Annotated in this window: 23 protein-coding genes; 16 read left to right on the top strand and 7 right to left on the bottom strand. The window is 24.0% G+C overall.

The window, feature by feature from the left end:
* The first annotated feature begins 11 nt into the window (after window positions 1–11).
* Window positions 12–2,156: a spiroplasma phage ORF1-like family protein gene (locus SDAV_RS08460; RefSeq protein WP_114565268.1), complete on the top strand. Its 2,145-nt coding sequence runs from the start codon at window positions 12–14 to the stop codon at window positions 2,154–2,156.
* A 10-nt stretch (window positions 2,157–2,166) separates the two neighbouring features.
* Here SDAV_RS08460 and SDAV_RS12700 read toward each other — a convergent pair whose 3' ends face one another.
* Complete coding sequence (locus SDAV_RS12700; RefSeq protein ID WP_222611545.1) at window positions 2,167–2,604, bottom strand: lipoprotein; 438 nt, start codon at window positions 2,602–2,604, stop codon at window positions 2,167–2,169.
* A 116-nt stretch (window positions 2,605–2,720) separates the two neighbouring features.
* Here SDAV_RS12700 and SDAV_RS12695 point away from each other — a divergent pair, with 116 nt between their 5' ends.
* A complete protein-coding gene (locus tag SDAV_RS12695; RefSeq protein WP_222611544.1) occupies window positions 2,721–2,981 on the top strand; it encodes a hypothetical protein in 261 nt (86 codons plus the stop codon).
* A 120-nt stretch (window positions 2,982–3,101) separates the two neighbouring features.
* Complete coding sequence (locus tag SDAV_RS12690; RefSeq protein WP_222611543.1) at window positions 3,102–3,806, top strand: DDE-type integrase/transposase/recombinase; 705 nt, start codon at window positions 3,102–3,104, stop codon at window positions 3,804–3,806.
* A 283-nt stretch (window positions 3,807–4,089) separates the two neighbouring features.
* Here SDAV_RS12690 and SDAV_RS08445 read toward each other — a convergent pair whose 3' ends face one another.
* A complete protein-coding gene (locus tag SDAV_RS08445) occupies window positions 4,090–4,308 on the bottom strand; it encodes a hypothetical protein (RefSeq protein ID WP_114565267.1) in 219 nt (72 codons plus the stop codon).
* Window positions 4,309–4,446: 138 nt separating this feature from the next.
* Entirely contained in the window at window positions 4,447–4,896 is a 450-nt protein-coding gene (locus SDAV_RS08440) for a lipoprotein (protein WP_114565266.1), read from the bottom strand.
* A gap of 117 nt (window positions 4,897–5,013) precedes the next feature.
* On the opposite strand from SDAV_RS08440, the gene SDAV_RS08435 reads away from it, so the two are divergent.
* The 7 genes from SDAV_RS08435 to SDAV_RS08405 all read left to right on the top strand — a co-directional run bounded on the left by SDAV_RS08435 (window position 5,014) and on the right by SDAV_RS08405 (window position 11,683).
* A complete protein-coding gene (locus SDAV_RS08435; protein ID WP_114565265.1) occupies window positions 5,014–5,976 on the top strand; it encodes an IS30 family transposase in 963 nt (320 codons plus the stop codon).
* A gap of 243 nt (window positions 5,977–6,219) precedes the next feature.
* On the top strand, window positions 6,220–7,059 hold the full coding sequence (locus tag SDAV_RS08430) for a Cof-type HAD-IIB family hydrolase (RefSeq protein ID WP_114565264.1): 840 nt from the start codon (window positions 6,220–6,222) through the stop codon (window positions 7,057–7,059).
* A 113-nt stretch (window positions 7,060–7,172) separates the two neighbouring features.
* Window positions 7,173–8,237 (top strand): alpha/beta hydrolase, encoded by a 1,065-nt coding sequence (locus tag SDAV_RS08425; RefSeq protein WP_114565263.1) that lies wholly within the window; start codon window positions 7,173–7,175, stop codon window positions 8,235–8,237.
* Window positions 8,238–8,296: 59 nt separating this feature from the next.
* Window positions 8,297–9,655, top strand: a complete 1,359-nt coding sequence (locus SDAV_RS08420; protein WP_245938343.1) for an APC family permease — start codon at window positions 8,297–8,299, stop codon at window positions 9,653–9,655.
* A gap of 146 nt (window positions 9,656–9,801) precedes the next feature.
* Window positions 9,802–10,125 carry a hypothetical protein gene (locus SDAV_RS08415; protein WP_114565262.1) on the top strand — a complete coding sequence of 108 codons (324 nt, stop codon included), beginning with the start codon at window positions 9,802–9,804 and terminating at the stop codon, window positions 10,123–10,125.
* A gap of 182 nt (window positions 10,126–10,307) precedes the next feature.
* Window positions 10,308–11,003 (top strand): hypothetical protein, encoded by a 696-nt coding sequence (locus SDAV_RS08410; protein WP_114565261.1) that lies wholly within the window; start codon window positions 10,308–10,310, stop codon window positions 11,001–11,003.
* Window positions 11,004–11,029: 26 nt separating this feature from the next.
* A complete protein-coding gene (locus SDAV_RS08405) occupies window positions 11,030–11,683 on the top strand; it encodes an MBL fold metallo-hydrolase (protein ID WP_114565260.1) in 654 nt (217 codons plus the stop codon).
* A 69-nt stretch (window positions 11,684–11,752) separates the two neighbouring features.
* On the opposite strand, the gene SDAV_RS08400 is transcribed toward SDAV_RS08405, so the two are convergent.
* Window positions 11,753–12,583, bottom strand: coding sequence for a GNAT family N-acetyltransferase (locus tag SDAV_RS08400; protein ID WP_114565259.1), 831 nt, complete (start codon window positions 12,581–12,583; stop codon window positions 11,753–11,755).
* A 192-nt stretch (window positions 12,584–12,775) separates the two neighbouring features.
* On the opposite strand from SDAV_RS08400, the gene SDAV_RS08395 reads away from it, so the two are divergent.
* Window positions 12,776–13,993: a hypothetical protein gene (locus SDAV_RS08395; RefSeq protein ID WP_114565258.1), complete on the top strand. Its 1,218-nt coding sequence runs from the start codon at window positions 12,776–12,778 to the stop codon at window positions 13,991–13,993.
* A 211-nt stretch (window positions 13,994–14,204) separates the two neighbouring features.
* Here SDAV_RS08395 and SDAV_RS13450 read toward each other — a convergent pair whose 3' ends face one another.
* The gene (locus tag SDAV_RS13450) at window positions 14,205–14,363 is read right to left on the bottom strand and encodes a hypothetical protein (protein WP_245938342.1); all 159 of its coding nucleotides are present in this window, start codon (window positions 14,361–14,363) and stop codon (window positions 14,205–14,207) included.
* A gap of 49 nt (window positions 14,364–14,412) precedes the next feature.
* Here SDAV_RS13450 and SDAV_RS08385 point away from each other — a divergent pair, with 49 nt between their 5' ends.
* Both SDAV_RS08385 and SDAV_RS08380 read left to right on the top strand, forming a co-directional pair.
* Window positions 14,413–15,096 (top strand): DNA-methyltransferase, encoded by a 684-nt coding sequence (locus tag SDAV_RS08385; RefSeq protein ID WP_114565257.1) that lies wholly within the window; start codon window positions 14,413–14,415, stop codon window positions 15,094–15,096.
* A gap of 187 nt (window positions 15,097–15,283) precedes the next feature.
* Window positions 15,284–15,469, top strand: coding sequence for a hypothetical protein (locus SDAV_RS08380; RefSeq protein ID WP_114565256.1), 186 nt, complete (start codon window positions 15,284–15,286; stop codon window positions 15,467–15,469).
* A gap of 25 nt (window positions 15,470–15,494) precedes the next feature.
* Here the strand turns inward: SDAV_RS08380 and SDAV_RS08375 are convergent, their stop codons facing one another.
* A complete protein-coding gene (locus tag SDAV_RS08375; RefSeq protein ID WP_114565255.1) occupies window positions 15,495–16,094 on the bottom strand; it encodes a hypothetical protein in 600 nt (199 codons plus the stop codon).
* Between the two features lie 2 nt (window positions 16,095–16,096).
* Window positions 16,097–16,978 carry a hypothetical protein gene (locus SDAV_RS08370; protein ID WP_114565254.1) on the bottom strand — a complete coding sequence of 294 codons (882 nt, stop codon included), beginning with the start codon at window positions 16,976–16,978 and terminating at the stop codon, window positions 16,097–16,099.
* A 64-nt stretch (window positions 16,979–17,042) separates the two neighbouring features.
* Here SDAV_RS08370 and SDAV_RS08365 point away from each other — a divergent pair, with 64 nt between their 5' ends.
* The 3 genes from SDAV_RS08365 to SDAV_RS08355 all read left to right on the top strand — a co-directional run bounded on the left by SDAV_RS08365 (window position 17,043) and on the right by SDAV_RS08355 (window position 19,440).
* On the top strand, window positions 17,043–17,762 hold the full coding sequence (locus tag SDAV_RS08365; protein ID WP_114565253.1) for a hypothetical protein: 720 nt from the start codon (window positions 17,043–17,045) through the stop codon (window positions 17,760–17,762).
* The gene (locus SDAV_RS08360) at window positions 17,749–17,994 is read left to right on the top strand and encodes a hypothetical protein (protein ID WP_114565252.1); all 246 of its coding nucleotides are present in this window, start codon (window positions 17,749–17,751) and stop codon (window positions 17,992–17,994) included. Before SDAV_RS08365 ends, SDAV_RS08360 begins: the two co-directional genes overlap by 14 nt.
* Window positions 17,995–18,483: 489 nt before the next feature.
* Window positions 18,484–19,440 (top strand): L-lactate dehydrogenase, encoded by a 957-nt coding sequence (locus SDAV_RS08355; protein ID WP_114565251.1) that lies wholly within the window; start codon window positions 18,484–18,486, stop codon window positions 19,438–19,440.
* The last annotated feature ends 192 nt before the right edge of the window (window positions 19,441–19,632 follow it).

The raw sequence follows: 19,632 nt of genomic DNA, 5'->3' as shown, positions 1-19,632 counted from the left end.
GAGTTAAGTTTATGAAAAAATCGTTATCTTTATTTGCCATATTTATTTTAACTTTTTTGGGTTTGGTTATTCCATTTATTACTTTAACGGCGTTTAGACCCTTAAATGAGGAGCAATATACGCTTAAACAAGAAAGTAGTACTGGTAAAGGTATTAATGAAACTGATTTTATTAATACAATGTTTTTACGCAGTAGTTTTTTTGAAAATTGGTCGGAAACAAATTATTTTATTAATCCAACTTTAAAAACATCAAAAAATTTATTGTTTAATGATAAATGGTATTTAGATTTTTTACAAGATAGTTATTCAACCGGAGTTGTTTATGATAAACCAGATGAAATATTTTTAAATTATTATCGACAATGACATAGTTTAAAAAATAAGTATATGGTTGAAAAATTTTATGATGTTAAAAAGGAGAATTTTTTGGATGATTTAACTGATTTTATTTATGCTTTTGCCGTAAAATATAAGATGTTTGATGTATCTAAACAAATTGTGGAGAATGTTGATCGTTATAAAGAAAATCGTTATTCAAGAGTTAAGTTGAAACAAGATAATTGAAAATTAATGAATAAAATTATTGATTTTTGAAATTTAACACCAAATAATAAATGATATATTTTACTTTTAAATAATTATGTATCAAATAATTGAAATATTATGAAAATACATTTAACAATAAATCCTCGTGATATTATATTTGAACCAAATAATCTTTTAAAAAGTGTTTATTTATGAGATGGGGATGGTAAACCCGAAACACCAACTATAGATAAAAACACCGGTGAAATTACTGATTGAAATAGTTATCAACAAACTCGCGTAAAAGGATTTATTAGTTTATCTTTATATTCTGTTTTGCAAGAAAATATTAGAGTTCAGCAAGGTGGTAGTGCGGATTATGAAAATCCGAATAAGGTTGGAACAAAGCGGATAATTTTTGATTTTGAGACGGTTGATGAATTGCATGTTAAAAATATTAAAAAAGCAATTTATCGGATGATTTTGACTGTTGATGAAGCAAATTTAATTATTTCTGGTAGTTTAGAGTTAAACAATATTAATAATGATGATTTAAGTTTTAATTTTAGTTTTATGCGAACGGGAATGGGTGAAGTTTTTAATTTTAATGGTTCAATTTATTCATCATTAAATAGTAAAGATTTAAATTATTATCAACAGTTTAGCGGTCAGTTTGATTTATCTAATTTTTTACAGTCGTTTTTTGCAAGTGCATTGGTGCCAGTGTTTCAAAATCGTAGTTCTTTTATTGAAAATGGATATATTGATAATTTACAATATGATACTGTTTTAGTTAACTTTTTTGCGTTGAAATTACAAAATTTTAATAATATTTTGTTGAGTGAAAATATTAACGATAAATTACAATTTGATAAATTATTAAATAGTATGTTTAAGATTTCACAGAAATTTTATACTAATTATTTACGTACGATTTTTGATTTAGAAAATAATACTTATGTTCAAGGTTATAATAAAAAATATGGTTTGTTAGTAAATAATGGTTTTAAAATTTATCCACGATATTTTTATTTTTCGGATAAATATAAGCAATTAGATATTAAATTATATTCAGCATTTAAAAATCGGTTTTATACGATTAATAATTATGGTAGTGTTTTTAATTATGATTTTTCGGTTGCTAATAATTATGATATTAAGTTAAATTCGGGTTATGTTTTTGGCGGTAATTTACAAAATAAATATGGTTTGCAATATAAAAAAATTGAAGAACAAAAAATCGGTTATAATGTTTTTGAATTGCAAGCACAAAAAGAGAATGATATGTACCGATATTATGATTTTAATTTTGGGATTTATAATTGACAAGAAATTAATAATGGTGGGTTGTTCCCCGATAAACAATGATGACAAGTACAATATATAACTCCTAAAGGTTGATGAGATTTTGGTGCTCATATTAAAAATGCGGTGATTTGAATTGTCAACACTATTCCTGGTGTTAAACAAGTTAATGAATTAGCGAGTGGTGTTGGTAAGGTTTTTGAAACAGTATATAGTTTTTTTAGTCAAATATTTGAGGTATGAAAATTTAATCCAGCATTGTATAGTACAATAACAAATATCTTTTTATTAATTATTTTTATGAAATTTGTGCGATTAATATAAAAAGGAACTGTTATTTAGTTCCTTTTTGTTCTTTTCAGTCAGTAATTTCACCAGTGTTTTTATCTATAGTTGGTGTTTCGGGTTTACCATCCCCATCTCATAAATAAACACTTTTTAAAAGATTATTTGGTTCAAATATAATATCACGAGGATTTATTGTTAAATGTATTTTCATAATATTTCAATTATTTGATACATAATTATTTAAAAGTAAAATATATCATTTATTATTTGGTGTTAAATTTCAAAAATCAATAATTTTATTCATTAATTTTCAATTACTATCTTTTGGTGGTTGTTGTGGATTAGGTTGTTGTGGATTATATGATGGTTTTGGTTTATTATCTTCTTCGTTTTTATTATTATTTTCTTTTTTACAACTTATTAGTGTTGTTGTGCTTGTTGCGGTTAATCCGATTGCTCCTATTATGCTAAGTCATTTTTTCATATATATTGCTCCTTTTTATTTTTTTATATATAATTGATTTTATCATATATCAATTATATATCAATTATTCGTATTAAATATTAATTTTATATATTTTTGATGGTAGGTGTAAATTAATGAAATATATTATTAATAATTTTAATTTGTTTGATTTACAAGCAAAATTAAAGAATTTTTTAAGTAAAAATTATAAAAATAAATATTATAAAAGAATAAAACAAAAAATATTTTCATATATTAATTTGTGTAATGATTATTATAATGGTAATTTTTTGTTGAAAGATTTAATTAAAAAATATTTTAAAAATAAGTTTTCAACTTTTTATTATTGAGCGAATAAAATTTTAATTGCATATAAAAATAATGATTTTGCTTAATTATTATTAAAGTCAACAATTCCTAATAATATTAATTATCAATATAGTGATGATATTCGCAAAATTATTTGTGATTTATATTTTGAATATTGTAATAAACATGCTGGTGGTGTTTTATCTTTGTTTTATAATTTAAAAAAAGGAATTCATGGAGAAGAATTAAAAAATAAAGCACCAAAAAATTTAAAAACATTTTTTCGTTGACTTAAAAAAGATGAAAGATGATTAAAAATAAAAAATAAAATTAAAGAAATTAAAAAACAACATCTAAGATATGAAGTTAAAGAAATAGGTTTGTTACAGATGGGCGCTAAATATTTTGTACCAAGTAAATTTTCAGTTGATAAAAAGTATTATGTTTATGATTTTATTGATGAAAAAACAAGATTAGCATTAGGATATGTTTATGATAAATTAAGTACTGATAATGCTATTGATGCTGTTAAAAAAGCAATTAGTGATTTTAAAAATATATTTGGTATTATAATAACACGGATTAGAACTGATAACGGTTCTGAATTTATTAATAATTATCGTAATAATCAAAAAATTAGTGTTAAAAAGACTAATTTTACTCAATTTTTAACAGATAAAAATATTTTGCATCAAACAACACCAGTTCGCTCTCCACAGTCAAACGGTAAGATTGAAAGATTTCATCAAAATTATACTAAATTATTTGTATTTGAAGAAAAAATATTAAATGCAGTTAGTTTACAGAATAAATTAAATGATTATTATTATTTTTATAATGTTGAAAGAGTACATAAGTCTTTAAATTTTCAGACACCATTTAATTTTTTGAATAGTTTAAGTTTAATTTAATAATTTTAAATTATTAAGTTTTTGTGTTTAAACTAAATAAGTTTATTATATTTTAATTAATTAATAATATGTAAATTAACTCATAAAATATGTTATTAAAATAATAAAATATGTTATTAAAATAATAAAATATGTATTTATTAATTAAAATTTAATAAATTATTTTTTAGTGTGTTTAATTTTATATTTTTTATTTATTTATTTTATGATATTTTTTTATTATAAATAAATATTTTTATTATTTTTGTTATTTTCTTGTAATCTTTAAAATGTGTGTGGTATACTACATATCATTATCAAAAGGCACTATTAATTTAATATACTCATTATAATCAATAAAATCATTAATAGTAGGAGCAACCGGATTAACCGCAACAAGCACAACAACATTAATCAGTTGTGAAAAATCTGAAAAACCAAATAATAATGAAGAAAATAAACCGACAACACTAACACCAAAAACACAACAAGCACCAAAAGATAGTAATTGAAAATTAGTCAATAATAAAGATGAAGAAAAAAATCATAATAAAATTTATATTGGAATTTGAAAAAATGGATCAAATTATAAAATTATTAATTGAAAAGCAAATCCAGCACAACCTAAATGACCCTTATATTATTTTGAAATTGTTATTAATTAAGTTCCTTTTTGTTCTTTTCAGTCAGTAATTTCACCGGTGTTTTTGTCGATAGTTGGTATTTGTGGTTCATTATCACCATCTCAACGATATAGTGAATTAATATAAACATATCAAAAATTATTAATTCTATGTCCTCCATATTGTCCAATTACTCAAATTAATTCACTTGAAAAATTAAATTTTATAATAGAAAAATTATCACTTTGCATTTGCTTAGCAATCAAAATATATCATTTATTATTTTTTTCATTATTTTCTTTTACAAAATTATCTTTATCAATTAATTTTCAATTACTATCTTTTGGTGGTTGTTGTGCGTTATATGATGGTTTTGGTTTATTATCTTCCTCGTTTTTATTATTATTTTCTTTTTTACAACTGATTAATGTTGTTGTGCTTGTTGCGGTTAATCCGATTGCTCCTATTATGCTAAGTCATTTTTTCATATAGATTGTTCCTTTTTATTGTTTTATATATAATTGATTTTATCATATATCAATTATATATCAATTATTTTGTATTAAGTATTAATTTTATAAGTTAATGAAAGGTATGTAAGTTTTATGTATAGTCATTTGAGTTTTATGGATAAAGTTAAATTAGAACAATTATTATTATCAAAAATGTTTTTAAAAAAGAATGGTAAACAGAATATTTATGTAATTTCTAAATTTTTGAATAGACATTGTAGTACTATTTTACGGGAAATTAAGAAGTTTAAAAATATTGATGAATATAGTGCTTATAAGTCAGATAAAATGTATTATAATAAAAGAAAAAAGAATAATAAAAGATGTAAATTTACGGAAGAACAGATTAATTTTATGAAAATTAGACTTAATAAATATCGTGATTCTCCGAGAGAATTTATTTATTGTTATTTTTTAAAATTTGGTGTTAAATTTCCTGTTTGTGTTAAAACATTGTATAAATGAATTCGTTTAGGTTTTTATGGTTTTTTAAAACAGAATTTGCGACATCGTGGTAAAAAATATAAAACAAAAGGAAAATCTGATAATCGTGGTAAATTAACTGATTTTAGGTCAATTTGAGATATTGAAAATAAAGTTTCTAATGTTGGAGGATTTGAAATGGATACAGTAGTTGGTAAAGACCATCAATCTGCTGTTTTAGTTTTATTAGAACAATCAAGTAAAAAATATTTTGCAATAAAATTAGAAAATCATACTGCTATGGAAGTTGAGAAAAAGATTAAAGATATTGTTATAAATAATAATTTAATTGGAAAAATAAAAGGAATAATAACAGATAGAGGTAAAGAATTTACTAAGTGAAGAGGAATGGAAATATTTGCTGAAACACAAGTATATTTTTGTGATGCTTGTAAACCTAGTCAAAAACCTTTAATTGAAAATATGAATGGTGAGTTTAGAAAATGATTTCCTCCTGGAACAGTTTTTAATAATGTTAGTCAACAAAAAATAAATTGAGTAGTTAATGTTATAAATGATAAAATTCGACCGTGTTTAAATTGAATAAGTGCTAAAAAAATTTTTTTTGCATAATATATAAACAATAAATATTTAAAAATGTATATTAAATTATAAAATATGTCATTAAAATAATAAAATATGTATTTATAATATTTATAATTTTTTTAAATTTATGGTTGATTTTTGTAATTTTTATTATATTATTTAATTAATAAAGATTTTTTGCACTTCATTTTACATAATTAAATTTTAAAAATAAATGTTTGAACTTTTATAAAATATATTAGAATTATGTTATATAGGAGAAAAATGATTATGCCAGATATTAAATTAATTGCTGTTGACTTAGATGGAACAGCTTTAAATTCTAACGGGGAAATGTCCCCACGTACTTTGCAAGTTTTAAAAGGATTAGTTAGCAAAGATATTAAATTAGTCATTGCAACAGGTCGCCCTTTATATCAATGCAAGGATATTGCCGCAAAGTTAGGTTTAACTGATAGCAATGATTTTACTGTTAGTTTAAATGGGTCTGTTGTAACAAATAATGCCACAAAAGAAATTTTGTTTTGTGATTTTTTGAATCAACAGTTATTGCGAGATATTTATTTAGATGTTATTAAACTTGATTTAAAAACATTAATTATGTTTGATGCTGATCAGTCTTCATTTAATAAAATGATTTTACATTGTAAAGGATTTGAAGATAAAATAACCAAAAGTTATTTAGCAAGTTTTGCTGCCGTTAAAGATGAAGTAACAGCATGTTTATATTCCGCTGATTTTAATATTAATGTTAATAAAATTTATATTAGTAGTTATACCCCTGATATTAATCGGTTTGTCACAAAATGACAAGGAAAGATTGAAATTTCCCAAGAAATTCGTGGAGATCGTTCATCGTTAGAAATTACTAGTTGTAATGTTAATAAAGCAACTGGAATTGCTAAAATTTGTGCGAAGTATCAATTAACACCAAAAAATGTGTTAGCTTTTGGGAATGAACATAATGATGTTGCAATGTTACAATGAGCTGGAATTGGTGTTGCAATGGGGAATGCTCCTGATGATGTTAAAACAATTGCTGATTTAGTGACTGATGATAATGACCATGACGGTATTGCTAATGTAATTGAACAAATGTTTTTATCGTAGTGAGTTAGAATGAAGGTTATTAATACAAATTACCAATAAACTTTAATTAAGTTTTTTGTAAAAAAATAACATCTTAAATGAATTATTCTTGTTGTATTGATGAAAGGGAAAAAATGAAAGTAGTTACAAAAAAACCAAGTAAAAAAATTATTCTTAATGGGTATCGACAATTTTGTTTTAATTGATGACGAATATTATTAACTGTTTTATTATTTCCAATTATTATTTTTTGATCAAAAAAATATGTGCGAGATTTTTTTAATTTTACCCAAAATTATCAACGAACTGGGATGTTAACAATGAATTCAAAAAGTTTTGATTTTAATAGTTTTGAAGCATATCATCAAGATCTTATTGCAAAAGAATTAAAGCAATTAAATTTTTGTTTTAACACAATAGAAGAAACACAAATGAAAACCGTAACAATTTTAAACCAACAACAAGAATCCATTAGTGCTCTTTATTTACAACATCCACATTCTCAAAAGTGAGTAATTGGTTTACATGGGTGAACAGAAAACAAATACTTAGCGTTACGACAAGTTTATTATTTTTATCAAAAAGGTTATAATGTTTTTACATTTGATAGTGTTGCACACGGTTTAAGCGCTGGAAAATATAGTGGGATTGGTTATTTAAATGCAGAAAACTTAAATGATGTTATTGCATTGATAACAAATAATTTTACTGTCAATGAAATTGGCTTAATTGGAAATAGTATGGGAGCGGCTTGTTTAACAAAATATTTACTAGATCATGGATACCAAAATGCTTTAATTAAATGAGCAATTAGTGATTGTGGGTTTAGTAACTTATTAGTACAATTTCGGTATGTGATGCAATATCGTTATCAGCGTTGTTGATGATTAATTAGTTTTGGTTTAAGAAAGAAATTTAAACAAGAACTTGGTTTTAATCTTTGCCATTATGATTTATTAAAGCATACAGAACGATTAAAAAATTTACCAATGTTAATTTTTCATGGTACTAATGATGATTTTGTCCCTTATTTTATGAGTAAAGAATTTTATACTCAGAAAATTAAATCAGAACCATTAGGACAAAGTCATTTGCTATCATTATTAAATTTAGGACATGTTGAAGCAATTTCAAAAGGTCATAAAAGTTATTTAGCAGCAATTAAAACATTTTTAATACAACAAGAAAGGAAAAAATAATGAAATTACAAAAAAAATACGGCTTTTAACAAATTTTAGCCTTAGCCATTTCAGCCACATTGGGTTCTTCAATTTTAGTTTCGTTTGGGCAAGTTGCTTTTCAAGCACAATTTAATCCAATTTTAATTATTATTGCATGAATTTTAGGGGGCTTATTAGTTTTACCAGAAATGTTATTATTATCCGAGGGTGCAACATCGTATCCTGAAAATGGGACAAGTTATTATTGAATTAAACGAGCAAAATGGAATGCTTGTTCATTTTGATTTGGATGAATTATGGTGTTATTTGTTAGTGCGACAGCAGTTGCAACTGCTTGTTTAGCTTTTGGGAATATTGTTGTGACATTATTAAAATTAGAAAATCAATGATATGGTAAAATGTTTGGGATTTTGATTTTATTTGGTTTAGTTTTAATGCAACTATTGATTAAAAAGAGTAGTGGGTATTCACAAATTATTTTTGCCTTACTAAAGGGTTTACCGATTGTATTAGTATTAATTATTGCAATGGTATATGGTAATACAAGTAGTTTTACGGATGATACAATTAACAAAAATTTAAGTCAAATTTATTTATCTTCCTTTTTATTGCTACCAGCAACAGCTATGACGATGTTTGCTTATTCTGGTATGGAAGCAATTACCTATGTTAGTGGAGAAGTTATTAATCCTCGTAAAAATATTCCCCGGGCAATGATTATTGCGACAATTATGATTGTAATTCTTTATATTATTTTAGCAATTGGTTTACTAACAATTAATAAACCGCAGGCATGAATCGGGCCGAATGGATTTAATAATGTTTGATATTATGCTATTATGAATAATCCAAAAATTCCACCAGTTTTGAATTATTTGTTTTCTATTTTAGCAATTTTTATTTTTGTTGGTTCATTAAATTCATTTTTAGTCTATCATTCGCGGTTGATTTTTAAAATGAGTGAAGAAAAAGATTTTTTTGCTTTTTTTCAAAAAACAACAAAACTAACTAATATGCCATACTTAGCAATGCTATTTTTAGTTATATTAGCAGTTATTTATATTTTATGAACATCATTATTTAATGTTACAAATTATTTTATTTTAGCAGTTAGTGTTTTAAAATTTATTACAATGCTTAGTTTAATTTATTTACGGATTAATGATTCAAAGTATGAACCATTATATCAAAAACCACTTTTTATTATCTTAGTTATTTTAGCATTAAGTTCTTGTTTGATTACTTTTATTGGTTCAATCTTAGCAATGTATTATTATGCACAAAATACCCATAATATGTGAGAGTTATGAAATTGTTTACTTGTATTAGGTGGCATGTTAAGTGGTTATCCACTTTACTATGTTAAAAAATGATGTGCTCAGAAATTAAAGCCTAAAAAGCAAAAAGACAATATTAATAGCAAAGAAAATGGATAATCTTTTACAAAATAATCTCTTTAAAAAAAATTAATGATATAATATTGTTGTTCATATGACAATATAATAAATCTTCCTTTTTTTCTTTTTAAAATTTAAAGTATGATTTTAGATATTCATTTGAATAAGAAAGGAGGGCAGCAAGAATGTATAATAATAAACCACAACACAGATTTAATAAAAAAAATGAACAATTTATTAACGATGAAAAGTTTTTATTAGCATCAAAACAACCGCAATTAAAAACAGTTACTAGTAAAGATGGACAAATAAGAGATTTATGTGAATTTTGAGTTTTAGATAATGGTGAAGAAGTGCAATGTGTAGTATGAAATGATTTAGCACAAAAATTAAATGCTGAATTTAATCTTGAAAGCTTTACAGCAATTACTATTACTTATAAAAAGAATTTTAATGATTTTACTGGTAAAACTCGTTATAGTGTTCGTGATTTTGCTTTTACTAATTAATTCATTCTTTGATTTTAAAGTAAAACAATAAAAACTCTTTTCAAAGAGTTTTTTCTTTGGAGTTATTAATAAAAGTCTAGTATTAAAGGAATTTAAATTGTGTTTTATTTTGTTAATAAGACTTTTTTAGGGAAAAATGTTATAATAATATTAATTGAAAGCAAAAGGATCATATAAAATTTATGGAGAAAAAATATTTAATTAAAATATTAGCAAAAAAGGATGCAACTTTAAATTATAAAACAGCAATGGCTTTGACCCAAAAGGTTTTAGCAGAAGAAACTGAGACTGTTGATCCTAAAATTATTTTACGTTTTAAATGATATTGCCCATCGCAAGAAGTTTTTGAAAGTATTTATTCAACTGCTGTATGAGGAACAAAAATTGCTTTTGAACGTTATCAAGATTTAATTCCTAATATTGCTTTAAAAGATGTTGTTTCTTTCAAAGCTTTATATAAAGGGATTATGAATGTTTTTGTTAAAATTGATGATGAAATCCAAGCTTATGGGAAAAATATAATTGCTATTACTGATTATGCTAATTTATTATTAACCATTATTTCGGAAATAACTAAAACCAATTTTATTCGAACAACTTTTCATGATGAACATCTTGAGAATCCTAATATTAATCCTTTTTTAAGTCATATTTTAGGAGGGGCAGCATTAGGAATTGCCCGTTGATTTGGTTATCGAATTCTTCATCGAGATGACTTATATGAATTAATTCAAAAATTATATATGATGAATATTAATAAAATTAAGGGATTTGACCATGATAATATTAATGACATTTTATTTTTAATTGAAGATTTATTAAATTATATTGAAAAAAACTCTTATTTTATTGAAGAGTTTACCGCAGCAGATCAATAGAATTTTTTCATAAAGGAGAAAAACTTATGGCAAAAATGAAAAACTTTGTAGATGCAACATATGATAACCAAAATGTTTATTTAATTATTAATAATCAAAATGAGGCAATTATGATTGATGCATCAAATGCAACAAGAAGAGCAATTGAATATATTAAACAAAAAAAAATAACCTTAAAAGCATTATTTATTACACATGGGCATATTGATCATTATGATGGCCTTGATAATGTTTTAAAAGAATATCCAGATTTAAAAATTTATATTCAAAAAATTGATTTACGATTATTGTCGCAACATAAGGTTGACGATGAGACAGGTGCAATTTTAGGTCCAGGAATTAATTATCCATTAACAAATATTGTTGCTTTAATTGGTGATACTGTTGTTGAAGAAATTGGTTATCACATTGAAGTTTTTCATATTCCTGGTCATACCGCAGGAACTCAAATGTTAAGAATTAAAGCGCTAAATTTAGTGACAACTGGTGCTAGTTTAATGCCTGATAAAACAAGTCCTGGTTATACCGGAGTTATGTGTAATGATAATTACTTTATTACTGAATTACGTCGCATTACTAATTTAGATGCAAAATGACATGTGTTACCTGGTCATAATAAACCATTTCGAATGGCCCATGCTCTTGCTGAAAAAGTAATTACAGTAGAAGAAAATGAATAAATTTCTAAAAGGGGAAAAGAAAAAGTAGAATGATTCTACTTTTTCTTTTCCCCTTTATTTAAGAAAACATTATTCTTGTGAGTAATGCATTACATAAGTGTTAAAATATAAATCTTGTGGTTCAAAACCTAGTTTTTGATACCAAGCAACTTGGTTATCTGGTACCACAATACCAACAGTTTGGTAATTTGCTTTTTTTGCTTGGTGTAATAAATGCATTAACATTTTCTTTTTATTTTCAGAATTATCATCATTGTCAGTAATTCTAATTACAGCGATTGTTGCTTCAAAAAAGAGAATCCCAGTTGTCATTGGTGTTTCATCTTTAGTTAAGGTTACAGCATAGCAAAGATTGTTAACTTGATCTAATGTAGGATTAGGTTGTGAAGTTGGTAAATCTTTTAATGGTAAATCAGCATCACTAATAATTTTAAGGTTTGTTGTAGTTATTAATTTGGGTTTTTTTTCTTCGCAAAACATTGTTAGATCAGTTATCGGATTAAATTTTTCGTTTTTCAATAATTCACTTTTTGCGGTAAAAGTTTTTAAATCAATCATCATTCCAATTCCAGTTTGCAAATATGTTAAACCATTTTTTTCAAAAAATGAACTTTCTGCTTGGTTATTATCAACTGTAATTGTACACCAAATAAATGGTGTTTTTTCTGAATAATATTCATCAATAATTTCACCAGCTTTTGCAAATTGTTCTGATGTTGCTAGATGCGAACTAATAACACCATTAATACTTTTTTTTAATTGACGAGTATCAATTTGATAAAAGAAATTGTTACTATCAAGTTTATTTTGTTGTTGTTCATTATCATGCTTTGGATCAACAGTATAATTAATATAATTTACAACCAACTGGTTTATTTTTTCACTATTAAAATTAAACATTTCAAATCCTCCTTTTATTAGTTATAATTTTATCACTTTTTGGTGTTAGAAGAAAAAAAATTAAAAAATAGATTTAAATTTAGTAAAATAGTAAGGAAATTATGAAAAATAAAATAATAATGCCTACTTGTACTTTACCTAAAAAATGACTAAAATGTATATTATATGATTTGATGTTAAAGGAGTTATACAATGTTCAAGTGAAATCCTCGCGTCCATTTTTATTTACGTTTGGAAGCTTTAATTATTTTAAGTTTATTTTTATTGCTTGATTTAATCATGGCAATTTATTATCCACAACCAAAATTTGCATACTTAGGTTATGGTGAAAGAATTTCAAATTATTATTCTTTTTTTACAACGCAAACAAATTATATTGTTGCTCTATATTTTTTCTTATATTTGTTTGAATCAAAATTTAAAAATACAAAACCACACTATGTGATTCAATTAGCAGTTACAACGTACATTACAATTACAATGTTAGTTTTTTGAGTTGGTATTGTTGGTCAAAAAGATCAAGCAGCACAATATCGTCCTTATCACTGAGTGGCAACAGTTATTTTACATTTAGTGATGCCAGTTATAATGATTACAAGTTATGTTTTAACAGCTGGTGATCATTATTATCATTATGAAGAACATCACAAAAAGTATTTATGATTAATTATGTTATATATGGTAGCATATTTAACAATCATTTTAATGCGAGGAACTTATCGACATTTAGATGGCAAAGACCCTAGAACTCTTTTTCCATATTTTTTCTTAAATTATTTTGAACCTGGTGGTGATTTTATGGTTGCCACAGCATTAGTGGTAATTTGTGTTGTTGCAGTTTCATTGCAATATTTTTATATCTTCATTAATAATTTATTGTACTTCCGTTATTATCGGAACAAAAATGTTAAAATTGTTCCAATTCAATATGTGATGAAAACTAATAAGGTTACCATCACTGGTTTTATTATAGGAATTATTGTTTTAGTCTTTAATATTATCATTGATATTATTGTTCTTGATAGGGCACTTATTTATGATAATTTTTTTCCTCAGCAAAGTTCTAATATTGAATCCATGATAAGATATGATTTTATTGAACATTATAACATTGATAGTCGGGTTTTAATTGCCTTTATTTGTATTGCAATTTTTGCTTTAATTGGTTTTATTTTTTGCTTTATTTTTGCTTTAAAAGGTAAAATTGGAGCACGACTAGTTGGTGCTTTATTAATGATTACTTTAATGTTCTTTACTTGAATTTGAATTATTGGTCCGGTCTTTTGTTTGACTGTCGGCTTAATTTTATTTAATGGTCGTGAAAAAGTAACAGAGATTACACTAGTTGAAGTTCATAACCTTCGTCGACTAAAAAAAGCAACTAAGTCACAAAAGAAAGTTAAGAAATAAGTTAAATTAAAAATGGTGTTGTGAATAACAACACCATTTTTAATTTAATAATTAAGCAACATTATAATTTATTGCTTTTTTTCTTTTTGCAAAATTAGTAATAAAACAAAACCACTAATTGCTGCGAATAAACCAATTGCAGTAATAATTGCTAAACTAATTTGGTTAGCTAGTTTATTAGAAAGATAGCCGGCTTCGGTTCCATAATTTTTTAATAAGAGAGAATCAATTTGTCAAAATCAAGCATCGGGGAAAAAGCAATAAATGAAATTAAACTAACTGAAGCAGCATATTCTTTTTGACTTATATTAATTTCATAAATTGTTGCTCATCGATTAGTAACTAAGTTTCAATAAATAATTCCTAGCATTAATTATAAAATAATAATAATAATAATACTTTGAATAGCTATTTTTCAGGTGTTACTTAATGTTTCAAAAGAAGTTTCGGTGTATCCAGATATTGCTAAAAAATTAGAAAATAAAGAAAAGCATATTAAATATAATTTAAAACAAATACAAGATCCTAATTGTTCTAATATTCAATATCAAATTCGTAAAAGGGAACTTGAATTTTTACAAGGTGAATTTATTAGTAGTTTTGATATACCATCATATTTTAAAGAATGAATGCGAATTATTAAAAAACCAAATTTTATAATTTATTTATCAAAACAACAATTAAAAGATTATTTATTTGAAATAGAAAATTATAATTTAAAGTTTGAATTAATAATTTATAAAAAAACAAATGATGCACCTAGTAATAATATCTATCGTAAAGATAAAGAATTATGTTTATATATTTACAAAAACCCAATTAGTTATAGTAATGTTTGAAATCAAGATATGCAGACTATTTATCAAATTACTAATAGTAATAATCAATTTATAGGAAATATAAAACACCCTACTGTTAAAGATATTAATTTAATTAAATTACAAATTAATAAACATAGTAAAGTTGGCGATACTGTATTAGATTGTTTTTTAGGGAGTGGAACAACTGCTATTGCTTGTGAACAATTAAGTCGGCGTTGAATTGGGATAGAAATTAATGAAAAATATTATAAATTAGCAAAACAAAGATTAAATAACATTTAAACTACATTATTTTTTTAAAGGAGATTATTTATGAAAAGAAAATTAATTCGTAATATAAATGTTTACTTAAATGAAAAACAAGAAAAAGTTTGAAATTAATTACCTGAATTATATACCAATTCACAACGAATAGAACATCTTATTAATTTTTATATAAAACACAATAACAATAAAGGAAAAAACGATAATGAATAAATATATTTTATGTTATCGTTCTGAAAAAGGTAATCGCCCTTGTAAAAATCTCCTTGGTGAATATATAACTGGTATTGATGTTGAAGATGTAAATATAAATTCAACCTGAGACTGAGAATATTTAATCAATAAATATGGTGAAAAGAATTTAATTATCTTAAAAACAAATAAAAAATAACCTTAATTGGTTATTTTTTTAAATGTTATTTATTTCATCTTTTTTTAAGACAATATTGATTTCAACTTTCAACTTGTTCTATTGTTTGTTTACAATTATGACAAATATTAACATTATGTTTTTTAAGATATTTACGAAATATTAATCAACCAAATAATATTAAATATAAGATATAACTTGGTATTTTATAAACTTGCTCTAAACATTTACCAATTGGTAATTTAATTGCTGGTATTTTAGGTATTTTTGTTGTCAATCAAGCAGTACCATGTAATATTGGATATGATATAACAATCCCAGCATATCCAAAAAAACCACCATCAGTTATATCATGTTGACCAAACATAAACTCTTTAACTGGTTCTAATGTTGGTATTCAATTAAAATGTAAACTAGTAAAAAATAAACCATATAAACTTAAAAATGGGGTATGATATAAAATTGATAAAGCATTATATCGCATAATATATGCTTTTTTAATATGAAATGGATATTTATCATATTTTAAAAACTTACGATTTTTTCATGCTTTAAAACTTTGACTTGGATTTCTTTGTTCAAAACCTAATCTTTGTCAATAAGTACCATTTTCATTTTTAATAATAATATTTTCTTTATCTATCATATTTACACCTCTTGTCGAAAAATACGAACACTATTAATTGGTATATTAGAACCCTCTGAACCATTAGTTAAATAAACCCGACCACTAGCACTATATAAAGCAATACTATAAGGGGTTTTATCGAAATCATCAATAAAACAAGTTGCTTGATGTTTAGATAAAGTTTTATTTTCTTTTGTTTCTGTAAAATAAGGTGGTTCAAGTCATAACATACCTTCAGCACCTTTACGATTAGTTGGTGATAATCAAACTTGATAACGATATTCTTCTGAAAATTCAGGAATATCAATATACTTAGCACTATCAGGTGTATAAGATATACTTACTTTTTCTCATTTTATTTTTTTACCTATATCAAATATTCATTTTATTACTTGTTCAATAGTATCTGTTAAACCTTTATCTAAAGATAATTTATTATTTTCAATATCAAAGTCATTTGATAATAATAATTCTAAACTACTATCATCTTTTTGATGTAATGGGGCATTAACTGTTATTGAACTACCACTTTGTGCTTTTTTAACAATATATTTTCCATCTTCTTTATCAATATAATCTTTATTTAAATCACTATCTTTAATAACATCAGATGGTATAACACCGCCTTGTTTTGCTTTTCATACATTATTTTCATAATAAATCGTATCATTATCAAAAGGAACTGATAATTCATTATTAGAATTATATATAATACTTTTATTATCAACTTTAATGGAAATATTTTTTATATAATTATCAATATAATTTGCTAATAATTCTCTTGATATTTCAATTTGTCATATTCCACTTTTTTCAGTACTAGATCATGGAATAATTGATAAAGTATTAGATGTAAACATACTATTTTTTCATACATATTTAGCATCTGCTTCACTTAACATAATTGGTCGATCTTTATGATTAGTATCAGTTGGGGACTATCAAATTATTTATTTAAAAGATAAAATGGATTTGCTTGAAGAAATTAAGTTAAAAAAAACATCTAATTTTCAAAATAAATTAATAAAGGCAATTAATGAAATTATTTTAAATAATGATAAATATAATGAAACTGTTGAGTTATTACAAAAATTAAATTCTTTATTTGATTTAATTTCATTAGAAACAGATTTAATTTCAAGCAACACTAAAATTATTAGTAGTGAATTGGTTTTAAAATCTAATTTTTCAAATTTATCAGTGGAAGGAATTGTTGATAAATTATTAAAATTTGATCTTTATGATTTAGAAAATGCAATAATTGATTCAGCAAAGTATAGTTCATATCAGTTACGAATATTATTATTGAATATTTTAATAAAATATAGTGATTTAAAAGATAAATTAGGTCCTTTGGTGTTTATTTTAGATCAACCAGAATTGTTTGGTACAATTAAATCATTATGAAATTTAGTTAATGAAGTTAAAAATTTATTAAGAGAGAAAAGTGTAATTATAATTGTTAGCAATTGTCCTGTTTTGTTTAATTTTTTCTTTGAAAAAATTGAGCAAGTGTATTTTTTAAAAAATAATAAGATATTTTCTTTTGAAAATATTAATTCAATTATTATTAAAACAATTGCAATTTATGCTTTTTCAGAATCGGATAGTATTGATTATGAAATTTTTGTAAAGGATTTAAGTTATGTTTTAACAGAAGATGATGTTCTTTATGAAAAAAAATAATTATATCAAAAATAATATTTTATTAATTTTACATATTATTTATTGAGATAAAATATCATTAAAAATTTCAGATCATAATACATTTGCTTTAGAAGAACCAGAATTATGCTTAGAAGTAACTAAGGCTAATTTTATTTTTGTATATTTGTTTTTAAAAAATTTAGATATTAATATTATTGTTGATAATGTAGCAAAAACTTTTTTTGATAAATGTAATTGATTATTTAATTAACATCTTTTTTTGGTATAGTAAATTTGACTTTTAGTCCGCTGTCATTTTATTGTAGAATATAACGTATATTAATTGTTTGAATATTTAATAATCGTTTTAGTCCGCTGTCATTTTATAGTAATAGAATTAAAATTCAAAATAAAAAGGAGAATTTATGAAAGCACTATTAAAAATATTATTTTTAATAAATATTAGTAACATTCCCTTAATAATAAATGAATGTGTTATAAAGTGTGAAAGAAAACAAATTTGATTTTGGTATATGGTTTGCAAAAATGATAAACTATTTCAAAGTAAAACACCTAATTACCATTGATATTTATTAATTTATTGTCATGTAAAGTAGAAAAAGAAAAAAACAGAATTTATAATAAAAAATATCTTTTTTACAATTTTAATTATAAAAACTCATCTATTTTGAATCTTTTTAAAAAAATTTTTTATTTTTTTGCTATAATAAAGTAGGATATTTTTAAAAGGAGAAGAAATATGGAAAATTCAACGAGAAAAGTAGTTTTAGTTGGATGTGGAATGGTTGGAAACAGCTTTTTATATTCATCAATGAACAGAGGGATTGCACAACATTATGTGCTAATTGATGCGTTTCGACAAGCAGCAGAAGGGAATGCTATTGATTTATCAGATGCAACTTCTGTTTTAGAAAATCGTTTTAGTACAATTAAAGCTGGTGATTATAGTGATTGTAAAAATGCTGATTTAATTGTTATTACAGCAGGAAGACCACAACGAGATGGTGAAACACGATTAGATATGGTTGCTGATAATGCAAGAATTATGCAAGATATTGCTTTAAAAATTAAAGCCTCAGGTTTTAAGGGTGTTACGCTAATTGCTTCAAATCCGGTGGATGTTATGGCATCAGTTTATCAAAAAGTAACTGGTTATGCAAAAAATAAAGTTATTTCTTCAGGAACAACTTTAGATTCAGCACGTTTAAGAAGATTAGTTGGTAATAAATTAAACATTGCCCCAGCTAGTGTTAATGCTTATGTTTTGGGTGAACATGGTGATTCATCAGTTTCTGTTTGATCAAAAGCTTCAATTATGCAAAAATCAATTGCTGATTTTGTGGCAGAAGGAAAATTAACAGAAAAAGATTTAGAAGATATGCACCAACAAATGATGAAAATGGCTTATACAATCATTGATTTAAAAAAAGCAACTTTTTATGGAATTGGTGTATGTTTATCATCAATTGCAAAAGCAATTTTAAATGATGAAAGATCAACCTTTTTAATTGGTGCAAAATGTGAAGGTGAATATAATGTTACCGGAACTTACATTGGTGTACCAGCAGTTATTGGTGTTAATGGGATTGAAGAAATTATTGAGTGAAAATTAACAAAAGAAGAGCAAGTTAAATTTGAAAAATCAGCGACACAATTACATGAAGCTTTAAATGTTGCTCTTGCATCATTAAAATAATTAATATTTAGGAGGACTTTTTAAGTCTTTTTTTATTTTAAATTTATAATATTTTTTTCTTTTGAATTATGTAAAATGAAGTGCAACAAATCTTTATTAATTAAATAATATAATAAAAATTACAAAAATCAACCATAAATTTAAAAAAATTAAAAATATTTTAATTTTTCTTTTATTTTATCCACATTAAAA

This window comes from Spiroplasma phoeniceum P40, assembly GCF_003339775.1.
Classification (GTDB): domain Bacteria; phylum Bacillota_I; class Bacilli_A; order Mycoplasmatales; family Mycoplasmataceae; genus Spiroplasma; species Spiroplasma phoeniceum.
Note: the sequence above shows the minus strand (reverse complement) of the source record. Positions and strands in the feature narration are given on the sequence as shown.